This window comes from Caulobacter sp. P1_B12_2, assembly GCF_056406675.1.
In genome coordinates this window covers 1-14,892 of sequence record NZ_JBFTZS010000053.1, presented here as the reverse complement: position 1 = coordinate 14,892, position 14,892 = coordinate 1, and the positions used below count along the sequence as shown (strand labels likewise).

The following is a 14,892-nucleotide window of genomic DNA, read 5'->3' as shown; positions in this document are numbered from 1 at the left end:
GCCTGTGGGTGACGAACGGCGGCGGCGGGACCTTCGCCAACATCTGGAGCCCCAGCACCTACGCCTATTCCGGCATCTATATTTCCGACACCCAGACGCCCGGCCACGTCTACCAGGCCTCGGTCGAGCACCACGTGCGCACCGAGATCAGCCTCAACCGGGTCGCCAACTGGGAGTTCCTGGCGCCGCAGACCGAGGAGGAGGCCGGCGAGGGCGAGGACACCGTCTCGCTGGAGATCCGCGACTCCCACGACATCCTGGTAGCCAACTATCACGGCTATCGGGTCACCCGGACCCGCAAGCCGGCGGCGGCGGCGATCAAGGTCTATAACTCACGCGACATCCGCTTCCGCAACGTGGCGGTGAACGGCGAGAGCGGCGTGGGGACCTGCGACGAGAACGGCTGCACGACCTTCCTGCGCCTGACCAAATATCCCTACGAGAACGCGATCCAGGACGTCACCAGTGGGCTGGAGGTGCGCGAGCGCCAGTTCGCGGTGCTGGACCTGACCGCCAACCCGCCGCCGGTCGCGCCCTCGACCTTCCCCGCCGGCGCCCAGGTGGAGAAGCTGGCCGAGGGCTTCTATTCCCTGGGCGGCGGGGCCGTCGATGCGGCCGGAACGCTCTACTTCACCGACCGCCGCCACCAGCGCATCTACAGCTGGTCGGAGGCGCGCAAGCTGTCGATCGTGCGCGACAACACGCTGGATCCGATCAACCTGGCCGTCGACGCCTCAGGCGATCTGCTGGTGCTGTCGTCCGACGGCCGCGACGGCACGGTCTACAGCTTCAAGCCGGGCAGCCCCGACAGCGAGGTCACGGTAATCCCGGCGACTCCGGCGGGCGATCACGCAGGCGCGGCGACGGCCTTGCCGGTCAACTGGTGGAAGAACGGGGAGTTCGAGGACCAACTGGATCTGACGACCTATCAGTTCACAACCCTGGCCGAGATGTTCGCCCGCGACATGGCGCTTCCGAAGCCCAAAGAGTACGTCTCGCCCGACGGCAGCCTGGTCTTGCCGGCCTATCGGGTCATCCAGCAGGGACCGCCCGACTACCGGGGCCTGCGCTTTTCCGATGCGCTCGATAGTTACGGCTTCACCACGGCCAAGCCGGGCCAGAGGGTGTTCGTCGCCAACAGTTCGGAGAACAAGACCTACAGCGGACGGGTCGGAAAGCAGGGGGCGGTGACGGACCTCAAGCCCTTCGCCGATCGCGGCGGCGAGAGCGTCGCCACGGACGGGGAGGGCCGCGTCTACGTCGCCAACGGCCAGGTGTTCGTCTATGCGCCGGACGGCCGGGAGCTGGGGCGCGTGGATGTTCCCGAACGCCCGCTGCAGCTGGTCTTCGGCGGTCCCGACAAGCAGACCCTGTTCGTGCTGACCCATCACGCTCTGTACGCGGTGCGGGCGAAATAGTTCGCTAAATCAAGGCGGTCGATGGCCGGTTGGGGGAGGGCGCGCGTCCGTTGGGCGTCGCGCCCTTCGTCGTTGGGACCGGTAACCCTACGACCATGGTCGTAATGGTTCAGGCCGCCTTTGTCTGACAGCTTCCTGGCAGGCCATCCGTCGATGGACTCAACGAAAAATGGGAGCTGCAGGATGCGTGGTGTCGGACCATCCTTTTTGAGCGCTTTGTTCGCGACGAGCGCATTCGCAATGATCGTATCGGCTGGATCGGCCAGCGCCCAAACGGCGCCGGCCCCGGCTGCTTCTGATCCCAACGCCACGGCGTTGACCGAGATCATCGTCACCGGCTCGCGGATCCGGTCCAGCGGCTTCACCGCCCCCACGCCGACCCAGGCCCTGGGCCAGGCCGACCTGGAGCGCAACGCCGAGCCGAACATCTTCACGACCATCGCCCAACTGCCCTCCTTGCAGGGGTCGACGGGCGCGACCACGGGCACCTTCAGCACCTCGAGCGGCCAGCAGGGCCTGAGCTCGTTCTCGCTGCGCGGCCTGGGCACCATCCGGACCCTGACCCTGCTGGACGGCCAGCGCGTGGTTCCGGCCAATATCACCGGCGTTCCCGACATCAGCCTGTTCCCGCAACTGCTGGTCCAGCGGGTCGATGTCGTGACCGGCGGCGCGTCCGCCTCCTACGGCTCCGACGCGGTCGGCGGCGTGGTCAACTTCATCACCGACAAGCGCTTCGAAGGCTTCAAGGCCAATGTCTCGGCGGGGGTCACCACCTATGGCGACAACGAGCAGTTCCTGCTGCAGGTCGCCGGCGGCAAGGCCTTCCTGAACGACCGCCTGCACGTCCAGGTCAGCGCGGAATATGACGAGGAAGAGGGCGTTCCCGCCGGCGGCTTCGGCGAAGACGCGCCCGGCAGCCGGGACTGGTACACGACCGCCACCCTGGTCAATCGCGGCGTCACCAACGACGGCTCGCCGCAATATCTCTATCGCGAGCACGCCCAAGCCTATCAGTACACCAAGTACGGCCTGATCAGCGCCGGCCCGCTCCAAGGCACAGCCTTCGACAAGAACGGCAACCCGTTCCAGTTCCAGTACGGCTCCAACGGCGTGCCGTCCAAGGCCGCCAACGGCGCGGTCAGCAACTGCTACTCGAACGGCGGCTTCTGTGTCGGCGGCGACCTGTCGGGCAATGTCGGCATCGGCACGTCGCTGCAGTCCGAAATCACACGGATGAACAGCTACGGCCGCGTTGCCTACGATATCGACGACAACAACGAGATCTACGGCACCCTGAACATCGCGCGCGTCGAATCCGCCAACCAGCCCAATCCGGGCGGGGCGACGACGGGCCTGACGATGCAGTGCTCCAACCCCTACCTGCCGGCGTCGGTCGTGACGGCCTGCGCCAACGCCGGCATCACCCAGTTCACGTTCGGCACCAGCAACGCGCTGCTGCCCAGGAACATCTCGGTGCATCCGACGCGGACCCAGTATCGCGGCGTGGTCGGCGCCGACGGCAAGTTCACTGCGTTCGACACGACCTGGAGCTACGACGCCTACTACACGCACGGCGAGAACACGACGAACATCCACGTCAACGACATCATGCTGAACCCGCGGTATCGGCTGGCCGTCCAGGCGACCACGCTGAACGGCCAGATCGTCTGCGTCGACGCGACCGCCCGCGCCAACGGGTGCCAACCGATCAACGTCTTCGGCGGTCAGACGCCCAGCGACGCGGCCCTGGCCTACATCACCCCGAAGAACGGCCCGTATCAGCATTCGGTCCAGAAGCAGGACGTCGCCAGCATCAACTTCAGCGGCGAGCCCCTCCAGGGCTGGGCCGGCCCGATCGCGCTGGCCTTCGGCGCCGAGTATCGCCGCGAGCAGTACCACGTGCAAGGCGACCCCTATGGCGACGGTTCGGCGGCTTCGCCCTACACCGCAGACTATCCAGCCGACCCGGCTCTAAACACGGCGGGCAACAACTGGTTCGCGGGCAACTATCACTCGGGCGCCGGCAAATACAGCGTCAAGGAAGCCTACGCGGAAGTGAACGTGCCGCTGGTGGACTCGGACGCCGCCGGCAAGGCCAACCTCAACATGGCCGGCCGCTGGACCGACTACAGCACCTCGGGCACCGTCTATACCTGGAAGGTCGGCGGCACCTGGGACACGCCGATCGACGGGATCCGCCYGCGGGCCGTGACCTCGCGTGACGTCCGCGCGCCCAACCTGTCGGAGCTGTTCGCCGCGCCGGTCACGACGACGCAGCCCAACTTCACCATTCCCTCGAACGGCACGCCCCCACCGGGTCAACCCGCGGGACCAGGCGCGCTGACGCTCTTCCAGAATGTGATCGGCAACCCGAATCTGAAACCGGAAATCGCCAAGAACTTCACGCTCGGCGTCGTCCTGGCGAACCCGAAGTGGCTGCCGGGCTTCAGCGCCTCCGTCGACTGGTACAACATTGTGTTGAACGGCGGCATCTCCAGCCTGAGCGCCCAGCAAGTGGTCAACTTCTGCTATTCGGGTCTGACGCAGTACTGCGGCGGCTTCAACCTCAACCCGGGCACCCCCTTCGTCAACGCCCAAGTGTTCAACCTGGCCTCGATCAAGACCAGCGGCTTCGACATCGAAGCGAGCTACCGGTTCGATGTCCCGAGCGTACCCGGCCACTTCGACCTGCGCGCGCTGGCGACGAACACCCACAAGTTCGTCACCAATCAAGGCTTCCCCGGCGGCTCCGTTGTCGATAGCGCGGGCCAGAACTCCGGCGCCACGCCGGACTGGAAGGTTCTTGCCGTCCAGACCTGGAGCTCCGATCGGTTCAGCCTCAGCCTGCAGGAACGCTGGTTCAGCGACGGCGTCTTCGGCGGACAGTACATCGAGTGCGCCGCCGGCAGCTGTCCGGTGGGCAGAAGCGCAGCCGATAACAACAACTACCCGACCATCGACAACAACCAGATGAAGGGCGCGACCTATGTCGACGTGAGCGGCTCCTACGACGTCAAGGACGGGCTCACGGCCTATTTCAAGGTCGCCAATCTGTTCAACAAGGATCCGACACCGTCGCCGCAAACCAACACCGGTCTGGACGCCAACCCGGCGCTCTACGACCTGATGGGCCGGTTCTATCACGTCGGTCTTCGCTACAGCTTCTAACTTTGAGCCGCCCCTTTCACCTCCCCCTGGGCGGCGCCCGGGCCGGTTCGGCTAGTCGCCGTTCCGGCCTGGGCGCTTTTTTCGGGCGACGCTCCGGATCGCCGGGCGCTTGCGTTCGTCGGCCCCCCGCGCCCCAATGGACTCGTGCGGGAGACTCGCCGGGGGGATCCGACCAACTCGCGGCCCTGTCGCCGGCCGACGTCGAGAAGGGGATTCATTGAACAGGCCAGATCGCCCCCGCGGCGCCACCATCGTCGACGTCGCGCGACTGGCGGGCGTCTCGCGCATGACCGTGTCGCGAGTGATCAACGACGGCGCCAGCGTCCGGGAAACGACGCGCGAGGCGGTTCTCGCGGCGATCCGTGAGCTGAGCTACGCGCCGAACCTCGCGGCCCGCAACCTCGTCATGGCGGGGGAATTGCGGATCGGGGTGATCTACTCCAATCCCAGCGCCGCCTTCATGAGCGACTTCTTGGTCGGCGTGTTCGAGGAGGCCACCAGCGCCGGAGCCCGGCTGATCCTGGTGCGGGGCGAGAATGGCCACGCCCCGTCGCCCCAGGCGGTGCGAGGGCTGCTGGCGTCCGGCGTTCAGGGCGTGGTCCTGGCGCCGCCCTTGGGCGAGTCCGCCATCGTCCGCGACGTCCTGCGCGCCGCCAATCTGCCCGTCGCGGTGGTCGCCGCGGGGCGTCCGCCGACCGACGCGATCAACGTCCGCATCGACGACGGCCAGGCCAGCCAGGCCATGGCCCAGCATCTGCTGGATCTGGGTCACCGCAGGATCGGTTTCATCGCCGGAAACCCCGACCAGACCGCCAGCGCCGAGCGCCTCGAGGGCGCGCGCGCGGCGATCGCGGGCGTCGAGGGCGCCGAACTGATCCTGGCCCAAGGCGCCTTTACCTACGGCTCGGGTTTGCGCGCCGCCGAGCAACTGCTGGACGCCGACCCTCGGCCCACCGCGATCTTCGCCAGCAACGACGACATGGCCGCCGCGGCCGTGTCGGTGGCCCATCGCCGACACCTCGACGTGCCGGGCGACCTCACCGTGGTGGGGTTCGATGACACCACCGTGGCCACCACGCTTTGGCCGCCGCTCACCACCGTACGACAGCCCGTGCGGCAGATGGCGGCCGTGGCCCTGGATCGGCTGATACGCGCCTTGCGATCGGCCGAGCCGTCGGCCGAAGTCTTCGCGGACCACGTTCTGGGCCATGCCCTGATCGAGCGTGACTCCACCGCCCCACCTCGCCACGTCGCCCCGATCGCGGGCCCGAAATCCCAAGAGAGATCATCGCATGCCTGATCCGTCCCTGGACATGGAGCGCGCCACCGTCGGGCGGGTGACGCGACGGCTGATGCCGCTGTTCTGCCTGATGTACCTGATCGCCTATATCGATCGCCAGAATGTGTCGTACGCCAAGCTCGACATGGTCCAGGCCCTGGGCCTGACCGAGGCGGCCTATGGCCTAGGCGCGTCGCTGTTCTTCATCGGCTATTTCCTGTTCGAGGCGCCGTCGAACCTGATCCTGGCCCGGGTGGGCGCCCGGGTCTGGTTCGCGCGGATCATGTTCACCTGGGGCCTGGTCACCCTGGCCCTGGGCTTCACCCAGAACGCGACGATGTTCTATGTCCTGCGGTTCCTGCTGGGTGTGACCGAGGCGGGGTTCTTCCCCGGCGTGCTCTACGTCCTGACCCTCTGGTACCCGCAGGCGCATCGCGCGCGGATGGTCGGCCTGTTCATGATCGCCAGCGCCGTGGCCAACGCCGTCGGAGCGGCCGTGGGCGGTCTGCTGCTGGATCTGGACGGCGCCCTGGGGCTGGCGGGCTGGCAGTGGGTGTTCCTTGTCACCGGCGTCCCGGCGGTGCTGCTGGCGCCCTACGTCCTATGGCGGCTGCCGAACGGCCCGGCCCAGGCCCGATGGTTGCCGGAAGCCGAGAAGACCTGGCTGGCCAAGGTCCTGAGCGACGAGCGGGGCGGGGAGGTCGATGACCATCGCGGCGCCTGGAAGGCGATCTTCGACCCGCGCGTTCTGCTGCTGGCCGGCCTCTATATCGGCATGCCGCTGGGCGCCTACGGCTTGAGCTACTGGCTGCCGACGATCGTCAAGTCGTTCGGGGTCTCCAACACCGTCAACGGACTGATCAATGTCATCCCGTGGATTTTCGTCGGGGTGGCGCTGTGGCTCGTGCCGCGTCACGCCGCGCGGCACGGGGCCAGCGCCTGGCACATCGCCGGCCCCACCCTGCTGGCCGCGGCCGCCCTGACCCTGAGCGTGATCCTGCCTGGCGCGGCGCTGAAGTTCGCCATGCTCTGCATCGCCGCCCCGGCCATCTTCGCCGCTCAGCCGGTGTTCTGGAGCCTGCCGCCCAGCTTCCTCAGCGGGCCTCGCGCGGCCGCCGGCATCGCGGCCATCAACGCGATCGGCAATCTGGGCGGCTTCATCGCCCAGAACCTGGTGCCGCTGGTGCGCGACGCGACGGGCAGCAACCTCGCGCCGATGCTGGCCCTGGCCGCCGTGCTGCTGGTCACCAGCGTTCTGATCTTCGTCGCCATGGCCCAGTTGAACAGGGCGAAGGGGGCGTCCGCCATCCACGGCCCCTAGACGCCGGCGCCAGGGGACCGACCTTCGCTTCATGCCAGATCGAAACTTGACAGCGTCGCAATTGGCGTGCGGTGAGGCTGGGGGCGGCGACTTTGTCCTACCATTGACGATGAAGGGCTTAAAAGGCACGCTCCGGCGCGCTATACCGAAACCGTGCCGCTCAGCTGCGGTTCGGTCATGGGATGCGGTTTATGGCGGATGGCTCCGTTAAGGTGATGCGCGATACGTCTGAACGCCGCCGCGAGATCACGGCCATGCTCCGGACCCGCGGCAGCGTTCAAGTCACGCCCTTGTCCGAACTGTTCGGCGTGTCGATGCAGACCATCCGCAAGGATCTGCACTATCTCGAAGAGCACGGCGTCGCGACGCGCGCCTACGGCGGCGCGATCTCCTCCGAGGTCGTGAACGCCGGCGCCGAGCCGGCCATCGAGACCAAGCGCGTCAGCCATACCGAGGAAAAGGAACGCATCGGCAAGCTGGCCGCCGGCATGGTCAAGGCCGGTGACTCCATCATGCTCGATTCCGGCACGACGACCCTGCAGATCGCGCGGTTCCTGCCGGACGAGGAAAACATCACCGTCGTCACCAACGACTTCGATGTGCTGGGCGTCCTCAACCAGAAACGAAAGATCAAGATCGTCATGTTGGGCGGCGAACTTCGCCGCCGCAACATGGCCTTCTACGGCGCCCAAACCGTCGCGGCGCTGGACGACCTGTTGCTGGACAAGTTGTTCCTGGGCGTCGACGGCTTCGACGTCGAGCGCGGCATCACCACGCATCACGAGGCCGAGGCGCAGCTGAACCGCAAGATGGTCGAGACGGCGCGCGAAGTCATCGCGGTCACCGACGCGTCCAAGTTCGGCAAGGTCTGCCTGCACCGCATCATCGATGTCGGCGATCTCGACTGCCTCATCACCGACGCCGCCGCTCCGGACTATATCGACCAGGCGGCGGACCGGCTCGGGATCAGCCTCTACAAGGCCTGACGCCTCAGCGGCGCAGCGCCGCGTCCCCCCAGGTGACGACCAGCGGGAGATCGCTGGTCGTGGTCTCCGACCGCGCGACGATCTCGACGATGCGGACGCCCTTGATGTCGGCCATGAGCGAGCGGGGGGCCTCGCCAAGGCTCATGGGCGCGCTTTCGGTCAGCAGCTTGCCGTCGCCGTAGACGGCGAAGCGGACCTTGTCCTTGGTGTTGCGCGTGGAATCGTCGACCCCGACCCGGGCTTCAAAGCGCGTGTGACCGGTGTTGCGCACCTCGATGCGGGAGTTGGCGAGCACGCCGATGCCGGTGTCGAAGCCTTGGCCGCCGATACGCAGCGCCTGGTCGTAAGGCGTCGCATCGGCCTGGGCCCCGCCCCAGCCGGCGTAGGACGGGCGCTCGCCGGAGCCGCGGGTCTCGCCCCAGGCGTTGCGCATGCGGTGAACGACCGGATCGGGCTCGGGCGCGATCACGCCGTCGACCGCCACGTTCACGTCGCCCGGAATTTCCGACAGATAGACACCGTCGGTGAGCTGTCGCACGCCCGAGGCTTCGAAGACCAGGGTCTGACGCGATTCCAGCGTGAAGTTGGTCTCGCCGGTGAAGGCGGTCGGCGCGGTCTTGTTGTCCCACAGGTTCTTGAGCTGGATCGGCGTGTCGCCGGCGAATTTCAGCTGCGCGGCCGTGAGGGTCACGTCCGTCTTGCCCAGGCCCCGGTTGAACAGGGCCACGGCCTTCTTGCCGTTCGCTAGGGTCTTGACGATGATCTGCACGTCGTCCGAGGCGTAGGCGATCACGCCCTGGTGGCCCCCGGGGTCCTGGTTGAGCCGCACGATGTCGGCATTGCCCCAGATGTCCATCAGGCTTTGCGGCGCCTGGCGCAGATCGTAGCTGATCAGCAGCGGCGCGTTGATCATGGCCCATAGCGCGAAGTGCGAACGGGCTTCGGTCAGGTGGTTCTGATCGAATTCGCCGTGGCCGATGAACAGGATGTCCGGATCGTTCCACGCGCCCGGCTTGGCGTAGAGCGCGCGGGTCGAGGCGCTGTCGAAATTGTGCAGCATCCGCGTCCAGGTGGGCGTGATGTCGCCGCTGGTGCGCCACATGTGACCGACGTCCTTGCCCCAGGACCGGACGTCGGCCGAGCCCCAGTTGCAGATCGCCAGGATGTAGTCGCCGTCCGGATTGTAGGTCTTCAGCGCCTGGGCCACTTCGGCGTATCGGGCTCGCACGGCGGGCACGTCGGTGCGGTTGATCGAGACCTGGTCGATCAGGGGCGGCGCCGGCGCATAGGCGTACTTGCGCACCACTTCGGCCTCTGGGCCGTAGACATTGATGCCGCAGGCGTCGACCTTGATGTAGTCGAAGCCCCAGTCCTTGAAATAGAGGGCGATGTCCTGATCGACGTGCCCCTGGAGCCCGACCTCGCGTTCGGCCGTCGTGCCTTCGGGCAGGTTGGGGGAGTGCAGGTCATAGGCCTGCGAACAGGCGTTGCGGCCGATGTCGGTATAGATGCCGGCCTTCAGGCCCATCTTGTGCAGCGTGTCGGTATAGGGGCGGAAGCTGGTGTCCTTGCCCTTGACCTTGGCCGACGGAAAGATCGCCGTGCGGATCTCCAGGCGCCTGTCCGACTGCCGGCGCTTGAGCCACCAGCCGTCGTCGATGTTGACATAGGTGTAGCCGAGCTTGGACAGGCCGCTGTCGACCATGACCTTGGCCGCGCCCATGACCTTGGCTTCGTCGACCTCGGTGCGGAAGGCGTTCCACGAATTCCAGCCCATGGGCGGCGTGCGCGCCTGGGACCGCTCGGGGATGGACCATTTGCCCGTGGCCGCCAGAGGGTCGGCCCCGCGAACGCCGGTGGCGGCGGCCGTGGGGGCGACTTGGGCGACGGCGGGCATGGACAGGGCTAGAACGCCCGCGAAGGCCGCGGAAGCCAGCAGGAAACGGACGGTCATGGAGCCCCCTTACGATCAGTGTTCGCGCTTGGCGAAGAACTCGCGCTTGGCGTTGCTATAATAGATCTTGTCGATCACCGACTTGGGCAGGGCCAGGCCCCGCGCGTCGGCGTCGATGTCGTTGACGTGCTGGGTCTCGCTGGTGGCCAGATAGGTCCAGTCCGCCGTCCAGTAGTCGTGCGCGACCTTCTTGAAGCCCTGCGGGTCCTCGCCGGGGTTGAGCGTCAGGTCGGTGCCGTAGAGGATGCGGTCCTGGTACTTGATGAAGAAGGCGCGGACCTTGGCGTAGTCGCGGACCGACTGGTGCTGGATCTGGGCCATGCGGGCGGCCGTTTCGATCACCGCGTTCGGATGGGCGTCGAGGAATTTCGCCGCCTCGTCCACATTCCATTCCAAGCTCGCCATGTGCGCACCGACGAAGGCCAGCTTCGGGTGGTTGGCAACCATGGCGTCACGTTTCGCCATCAGGGTCTGGTAGCTCGGCATCTCCGGGTGGAGATACATGTGGTACTCGGGATGCTCGCTGAAATAGGCCTTGTCGTTCTTGGTCGTCATCTGCTCGATCGGCAGCCAGCAGTTGTAGGGCTCGGCCTGGTGCGCGATCAGCGGGATGTTCTTCGCCGCCAGGTGATCGAAGACCGGATCGAAGCCCTTGTCGTCGATGAAGATGAGCTGGCCCTTGGCGTCGCGCTCGACCATGCCGACGTTCTTCCAGACCTTGACCGCCAGGGCGCCCTGCTGGAATTCGGAGTCGAGGTAGGCGTTGGTCTTCTGCGCCCAGCCGTCAGTCCCAAAGCCCTTCATCGGGAAGGTCGCGGCGTAGTGGAAGCGCTTCGGATCGAGCTTGATGAAATGATGAGCGGCGTCGGCCTGAACGGCGATCGAGGGGAAGGCCGGATAGTCGACATTGATCGACAGGAGTTCGAAATTGTCGGCCACCGCCTGATCGAGGAACGCCAGGTCCTTGACGTTGATATGGACGTGGGCGTCGAACTTCCGCACACGGGGGAAGTCGGCGACGCTGTAGGTCGCCGCGGGCGCGGCGCGGGCCGACGGCGGCGCGCAGGCCAAGAGCGCCAGAGGCGCCGCGAGGGTCAGTAGCAAACGCCTGTCGAGCCTCATGGCTGCCTCCGTCTTTTCTGAAACGCACCCTAAAACAACGAAAGCGAAACTTGTTGTTTCGGTTGTGTGTGTTTTTGTTTGCCTTTTAAAAATGACCTATGCAAGATCATTTTTGTACGCGTTGGAGGGGCTGCGAGTGATCACCAAACTGCTTGTCAACAGGCGCGGCATGCTGGCCCTTTTCGGCGGGACCGTCCTGGGCGCCGGAGCGCTCGGCGCGAGCCGGGCCTGGGCTGCGGTGTCGGTGGCGCGCGCGGGCGATTCGGCCCTGACCCTCGAGTTCGACGCCGCCCTGAACAGCCGGTTGATCTCCAGCCTGGCCGGACAAGCCACGCCCCTGACCGACTTCGCGCCGTCCGAAACGGTGGTCCTCAAGGGCGGCAAGGTGATCGACCGCTTCACCTTCGCCGAGCACCGCCAAGCTCCCGTCAGCGACGCCCACGGCAAGGGCGTGCGTCACACCGTGCGCGGCGTGTCGGCCGAGGGGTTGGAAAAGACCGTCAACCTGACCTTCTACGACCGCTATCCGGGCTTCCCGTTGATGAAAGTCTTCTGGCGGCATACGGGCGACCAGTCGCTCAGCATCGAGCGCTACCGGATCGGCGCTCATGTGCTGAAGTCGTCGGGCGCGGGCTTCTGGTCGTGGTCGGGCTCGACCCATTCCGACCGCCGCGATTGGGTGCAGCCGGTGAAGGACGGCTTCGAGCAAGCCAACTTCATGGGCATGAACGCCTCCGACTACGGGTCTGGCACGCCGGTCGCCGATGTCTGGCGACCGGACGCCGGCATCGCCGTGGGCCATATTGAACTGACGCCGAAACTGGTCTCCCTGCCGATCATCGCGTCTTCGACCGGCGCGTCGGTGGCGCTGGAGGAGGCGAGGGCGGTGACGCTGAAGACCGGCGACACCCTGGTCTCGCTCGACGCCTTCGTGGCCGTCCACCAGCGCGACTACTACGCCACGCTCGACGCCTACCGCCGCGTCATGGCCGACCGCGGCCTGGCGGCTCCGAAGGCGCCGGAAGGATCCTACGAGGCCATCTGGTGCGCCTGGGGCTATGAGCGCGACTTCAATGTCGCCGAGATCGAAGGCACCTACAGCAAGGTCAAGGATCTCGGCTTCAAATGGGCCGTGCTCGACGACGGCTGGCAGACCAACGAGGGCGACTGGGCGCTGGACCCGCGCAAGTTCCGCACCGAGGCGGACATGGTCGCCTTCGTGAAGGCGATCCGCGCGGCGGGCCTCAAGCCCAAGCTGTGGCTGGCGCCCCTGGCCGTCGATCCGGGCTCGGACCTGCTGCACGATCACACCGACATGCTGCTGCTGGACGCCGACGGCGCGGTGCAGAACGTCACCTGGTGGAACGCCTTCTATCTCTGCCCGGCCTATCAGCCGACGCGGGACTACACCCAGAAACTGGTGCGGAAGATCATCGGCGAGTGGGGCTATGAGGGCCTGAAGCTGGACGGCCAGCACATGAACGGCGTCGCCCCCTGCTACAATCCGGCCCACAACCACGCGCGCCCGGAAGAGTCGGTCGAGAAGCTCCAGGACTTCTGGAAGCTGGTCTACGACACCGCGCGCGAGGTCAATCCGAACGCCGTCGTCGAGTTCTGCCCCTGCGGCACCTCCTACGCCTTCCACAATCTGCCCTACACCAACCAGGTCCCGGCGTCGGATCCGTTGTCGTCCTGGCAGGTGCGCCTGAAGGGCAAGTCGCTGAAGGCGTTGATGGGGCGTGACGCGCCCTATGCCGGCGACCATGTCGAACTGAGCGACGGCGGTAACGACTTCGCCTCCAGCGTCGGCATCGGCGCGGTCATCTCGACCAAGTTCACCTGGCCTAACGAAGGCCGGGGCAAGGACGCCAATTTTCGCCTGACGCCCGAACGCGAGGCGGTGTGGCGCAAGTGGGCCGACCTCTACAACGCCAAGATGCTGCCCAAGGGCCAGTACCGGGGCGAGCTCTACGACATCGGCTTCGACAAGCCCGAAGCCCACGCGATCGAGAAGGGCGGCCGGCTCTACTACGCCTTCTACGCCCCGCAGTGGGACGGGCAGGTCGAACTGCGCGGTCTGGGCGAGGGCGCCTACCGCCTGACCGACTATTACAACAGCAAGGACCTCGGCACGGTGACCGCCAAGACCGCCCGCATACCCGCCAAGTTCGAGAAGTTCCTGCTGATTGAAGCCCTCCCTGTGAAAGGCCGCGCATGACCGACGCTTCCGTGGTCGCGCCCGCCAAGCCCGTTGTCGCGCCCCGGCGCTGGCTGCTGTTCGCGCTCCTGACCGTCGCCCTGTGGGGCGTGTGGGGCGCGTTCGCCAGCATCTCCGCCCAGCGCGGCTTTCCCGAAACGCTCGTCTATTGCGTCTGGGCCGTCACCATGATCGTGCCGGCGGTGATCGTCATGCAGCGGGAAAAGTGGAAGCTGGATCGCGATCCGAAGTCGATCTTCTACGGTCTTCTGATCGGACTGACCGGGGCCGGCGGCCAGATGATCCTGTTCTACGCCGTCTCCAAGGGGCCGGCCTATCTGATCTTCCCGATCATCTCGCTGTCGCCCCTCGTCACCATCTTCATGTCCTTCGTCCTGCTGAAGGAGCGCACGACGAAGATCGGGGCGCTGGGGGTTTTGCTGGCGCTGATCGCCTTGCCCCTGTTCGACTTCTCGCCGCAGGGCTTTTCGTTCGCGCAAGGCTCGACCTGGTTCCCGCTGGCCTTGATCATCATGCTCTGCTGGGGCGTGCAGGCCTATTTCATGAAGCTGGCCAACGCGCGCATGAGCGCCGAAAGCATCTTCTTCTACATGATGATCAGCGGCCTGTTGGTGGCGCCGGTGGCGCTGGCCATGACCGACTTTTCCAAGCCCATCAACTGGGGCTGGGACGGGCCTTGGCTGGCGGCCGGCATCCAGGTGCTCAACGCCATCGGCGCCTTGGCCCTGGTCTATGCCTTCCGATACGGCAAGGCCATCGTGGTCGCGCCGCTGACCAACGCCGGCGGCCCGCTGGTGACGGCGGTGATTTCGCTGCTGATCGCCGGAGTCGTGCCCGGCGAACTCAAGATGATCGGCCTGGCACTGGCCGTCACAGCCTCGGCGCTCCTGGCCCTTTCGCCGTAGGACGCGCCCCTGATCCCCCCTCGAGCGGTCGTTGCCTGCAGCGACCGCTCCTTTTTTCCAATCGGACGAGGGGTGGGTCAAAACGAAATTTATATGTTTCGTTTTCATTGTTTTGGTTGCGCTGTGGTGGGGCTGCGTTAGATTGGCGCCTGTTCACCGAAGGGTTCCCCATGAAGGCGATGCTCGATCTGGTCGCCCGGCATAAGTCCGGGAAGGCGTGCGGCATATATTCGGTCTGCTCGGCCCATCCGCTGGTCATCGAAGCGACCTTTGTCCATGCGCTGAAGACCGGTGTCGACGTCGTGCTGGTCGAGGCCACGTGCAACCAGGTCAATCAGGACGGCGGCTACACCGGCATGACGCCCGAGATGTTCCGCGACTTCGTCCACGCCATCGCCGCCAAGGTCGGTCTGCCGCGCGAACGCATCCTTCTGGGCGGCGACCATCTGGGACCCAATCCGTGGACCGGCCTCAGCGCTGAAGAGGCGATGGCCAAGGCGGACGTGTTGATCGAGCAGTAC

The 14,892-nt window shown here is 66.2% G+C and carries 11 protein-coding genes; 8 read left to right on the top strand and 3 right to left on the bottom strand.

The window, feature by feature from the left end:
* A partial coding sequence (locus AC1DZ6_RS05445; protein WP_477096172.1) for an SMP-30/gluconolactonase/LRE family protein occupies positions 1-1,418 on the top strand: 1,418 nt, incomplete at its 5' end.
* On the opposite strand, the gene AC1DZ6_RS05440 is transcribed toward AC1DZ6_RS05445, so the two are convergent.
* Positions 1,388-1,747 (bottom strand): hypothetical protein, encoded by a 360-nt coding sequence (locus AC1DZ6_RS05440; protein WP_477096173.1) that lies wholly within the window; start codon positions 1,745-1,747, stop codon positions 1,388-1,390. The two genes, AC1DZ6_RS05445 and AC1DZ6_RS05440, sit on opposite strands and share 31 nt — an antisense overlap.
* On the opposite strand from AC1DZ6_RS05440, the gene AC1DZ6_RS05435 reads away from it, so the two are divergent.
* The 4 genes from AC1DZ6_RS05435 (at position 1,659) to agaR (ending at position 8,172) form a co-directional block, all read left to right on the top strand.
* Positions 1,659-4,586 (top strand): TonB-dependent receptor plug domain-containing protein, encoded by a 2,928-nt coding sequence (locus AC1DZ6_RS05435; RefSeq protein WP_477096171.1) that lies wholly within the window; start codon positions 1,659-1,661, stop codon positions 4,584-4,586. The genes AC1DZ6_RS05440 and AC1DZ6_RS05435 overlap by 89 nt on opposite strands.
* Positions 4,587-4,803: 217 nt before the next feature.
* Positions 4,804-5,886, top strand: coding sequence for a LacI family DNA-binding transcriptional regulator (locus AC1DZ6_RS05430; protein WP_477096170.1), 1,083 nt, complete (start codon positions 4,804-4,806; stop codon positions 5,884-5,886).
* Positions 5,879-7,186 (top strand): MFS transporter, encoded by a 1,308-nt coding sequence (locus AC1DZ6_RS05425; RefSeq protein WP_477096169.1) that lies wholly within the window; start codon positions 5,879-5,881, stop codon positions 7,184-7,186. Before AC1DZ6_RS05430 ends, AC1DZ6_RS05425 begins: the two co-directional genes overlap by 8 nt.
* A 182-nt stretch (positions 7,187-7,368) precedes the next feature.
* Complete coding sequence (gene agaR / locus AC1DZ6_RS05420) at positions 7,369-8,172, top strand: transcriptional repressor AgaR (protein ID WP_477096168.1); 804 nt, start codon at positions 7,369-7,371, stop codon at positions 8,170-8,172.
* Positions 8,173-8,176: 4 nt separating this feature from the next.
* Here the strand turns inward: agaR and AC1DZ6_RS05415 are convergent, their stop codons facing one another.
* Together AC1DZ6_RS05415 and AC1DZ6_RS05410 are read right to left on the bottom strand one after the other, a co-directional pair.
* On the bottom strand, positions 8,177-10,126 hold the full coding sequence (locus AC1DZ6_RS05415; RefSeq protein WP_477096167.1) for an NPCBM/NEW2 domain-containing protein: 1,950 nt from the start codon (positions 10,124-10,126) through the stop codon (positions 8,177-8,179).
* A gap of 15 nt (positions 10,127-10,141) precedes the next feature.
* Positions 10,142-11,248, bottom strand: coding sequence for an amidohydrolase family protein (locus AC1DZ6_RS05410; RefSeq protein WP_477096166.1), 1,107 nt, complete (start codon positions 11,246-11,248; stop codon positions 10,142-10,144).
* Between the two features lie 136 nt (positions 11,249-11,384).
* On the opposite strand from AC1DZ6_RS05410, the gene AC1DZ6_RS05405 reads away from it, so the two are divergent.
* The 3 genes from AC1DZ6_RS05405 to AC1DZ6_RS05395 all read left to right on the top strand — a co-directional run.
* Positions 11,385-13,466 (top strand): glycoside hydrolase family 36 protein, encoded by a 2,082-nt coding sequence (locus tag AC1DZ6_RS05405; protein WP_477096165.1) that lies wholly within the window; start codon positions 11,385-11,387, stop codon positions 13,464-13,466.
* Positions 13,463-14,371, top strand: coding sequence for an EamA family transporter (locus tag AC1DZ6_RS05400; RefSeq protein ID WP_477096164.1), 909 nt, complete (start codon positions 13,463-13,465; stop codon positions 14,369-14,371). The genes AC1DZ6_RS05405 and AC1DZ6_RS05400 overlap by 4 nt, the downstream gene beginning before the upstream one ends.
* A 170-nt stretch (positions 14,372-14,541) precedes the next feature.
* Positions 14,542-14,892, top strand: a 351-nt coding sequence (locus tag AC1DZ6_RS05395) for a class II D-tagatose-bisphosphate aldolase non-catalytic subunit (RefSeq protein ID WP_477096163.1), incomplete at its 3' end; no start/stop codon positions are given.

Coding starts and splice junctions, on each gene's coding strand:
- AC1DZ6_RS05425 (WP_477096169.1), top strand. CDS start 5,879: ATGCCTGATCCGTCCCTGGACATGGAGCGCGCCACCGTCGGGCGGGTG.
- agaR (WP_477096168.1), top strand. CDS start 7,369: ATGCGGTTTATGGCGGATGGCTCCGTTAAGGTGATGCGCGATACGTCT.
- AC1DZ6_RS05440 (WP_477096173.1), bottom strand. CDS start 1,747: ATGATCTCGGTCAACGCCGTGGCGTTGGGATCAGAAGCAGCCGGGGCC.
- AC1DZ6_RS05410 (WP_477096166.1), bottom strand. CDS start 11,248: ATGAGGCTCGACAGGCGTTTGCTACTGACCCTCGCGGCGCCTCTGGCG.
- AC1DZ6_RS05415 (WP_477096167.1), bottom strand. CDS start 10,126: ATGACCGTCCGTTTCCTGCTGGCTTCCGCGGCCTTCGCGGGCGTTCTA.
- AC1DZ6_RS05400 (WP_477096164.1), top strand. CDS start 13,463: ATGACCGACGCTTCCGTGGTCGCGCCCGCCAAGCCCGTTGTCGCGCCC.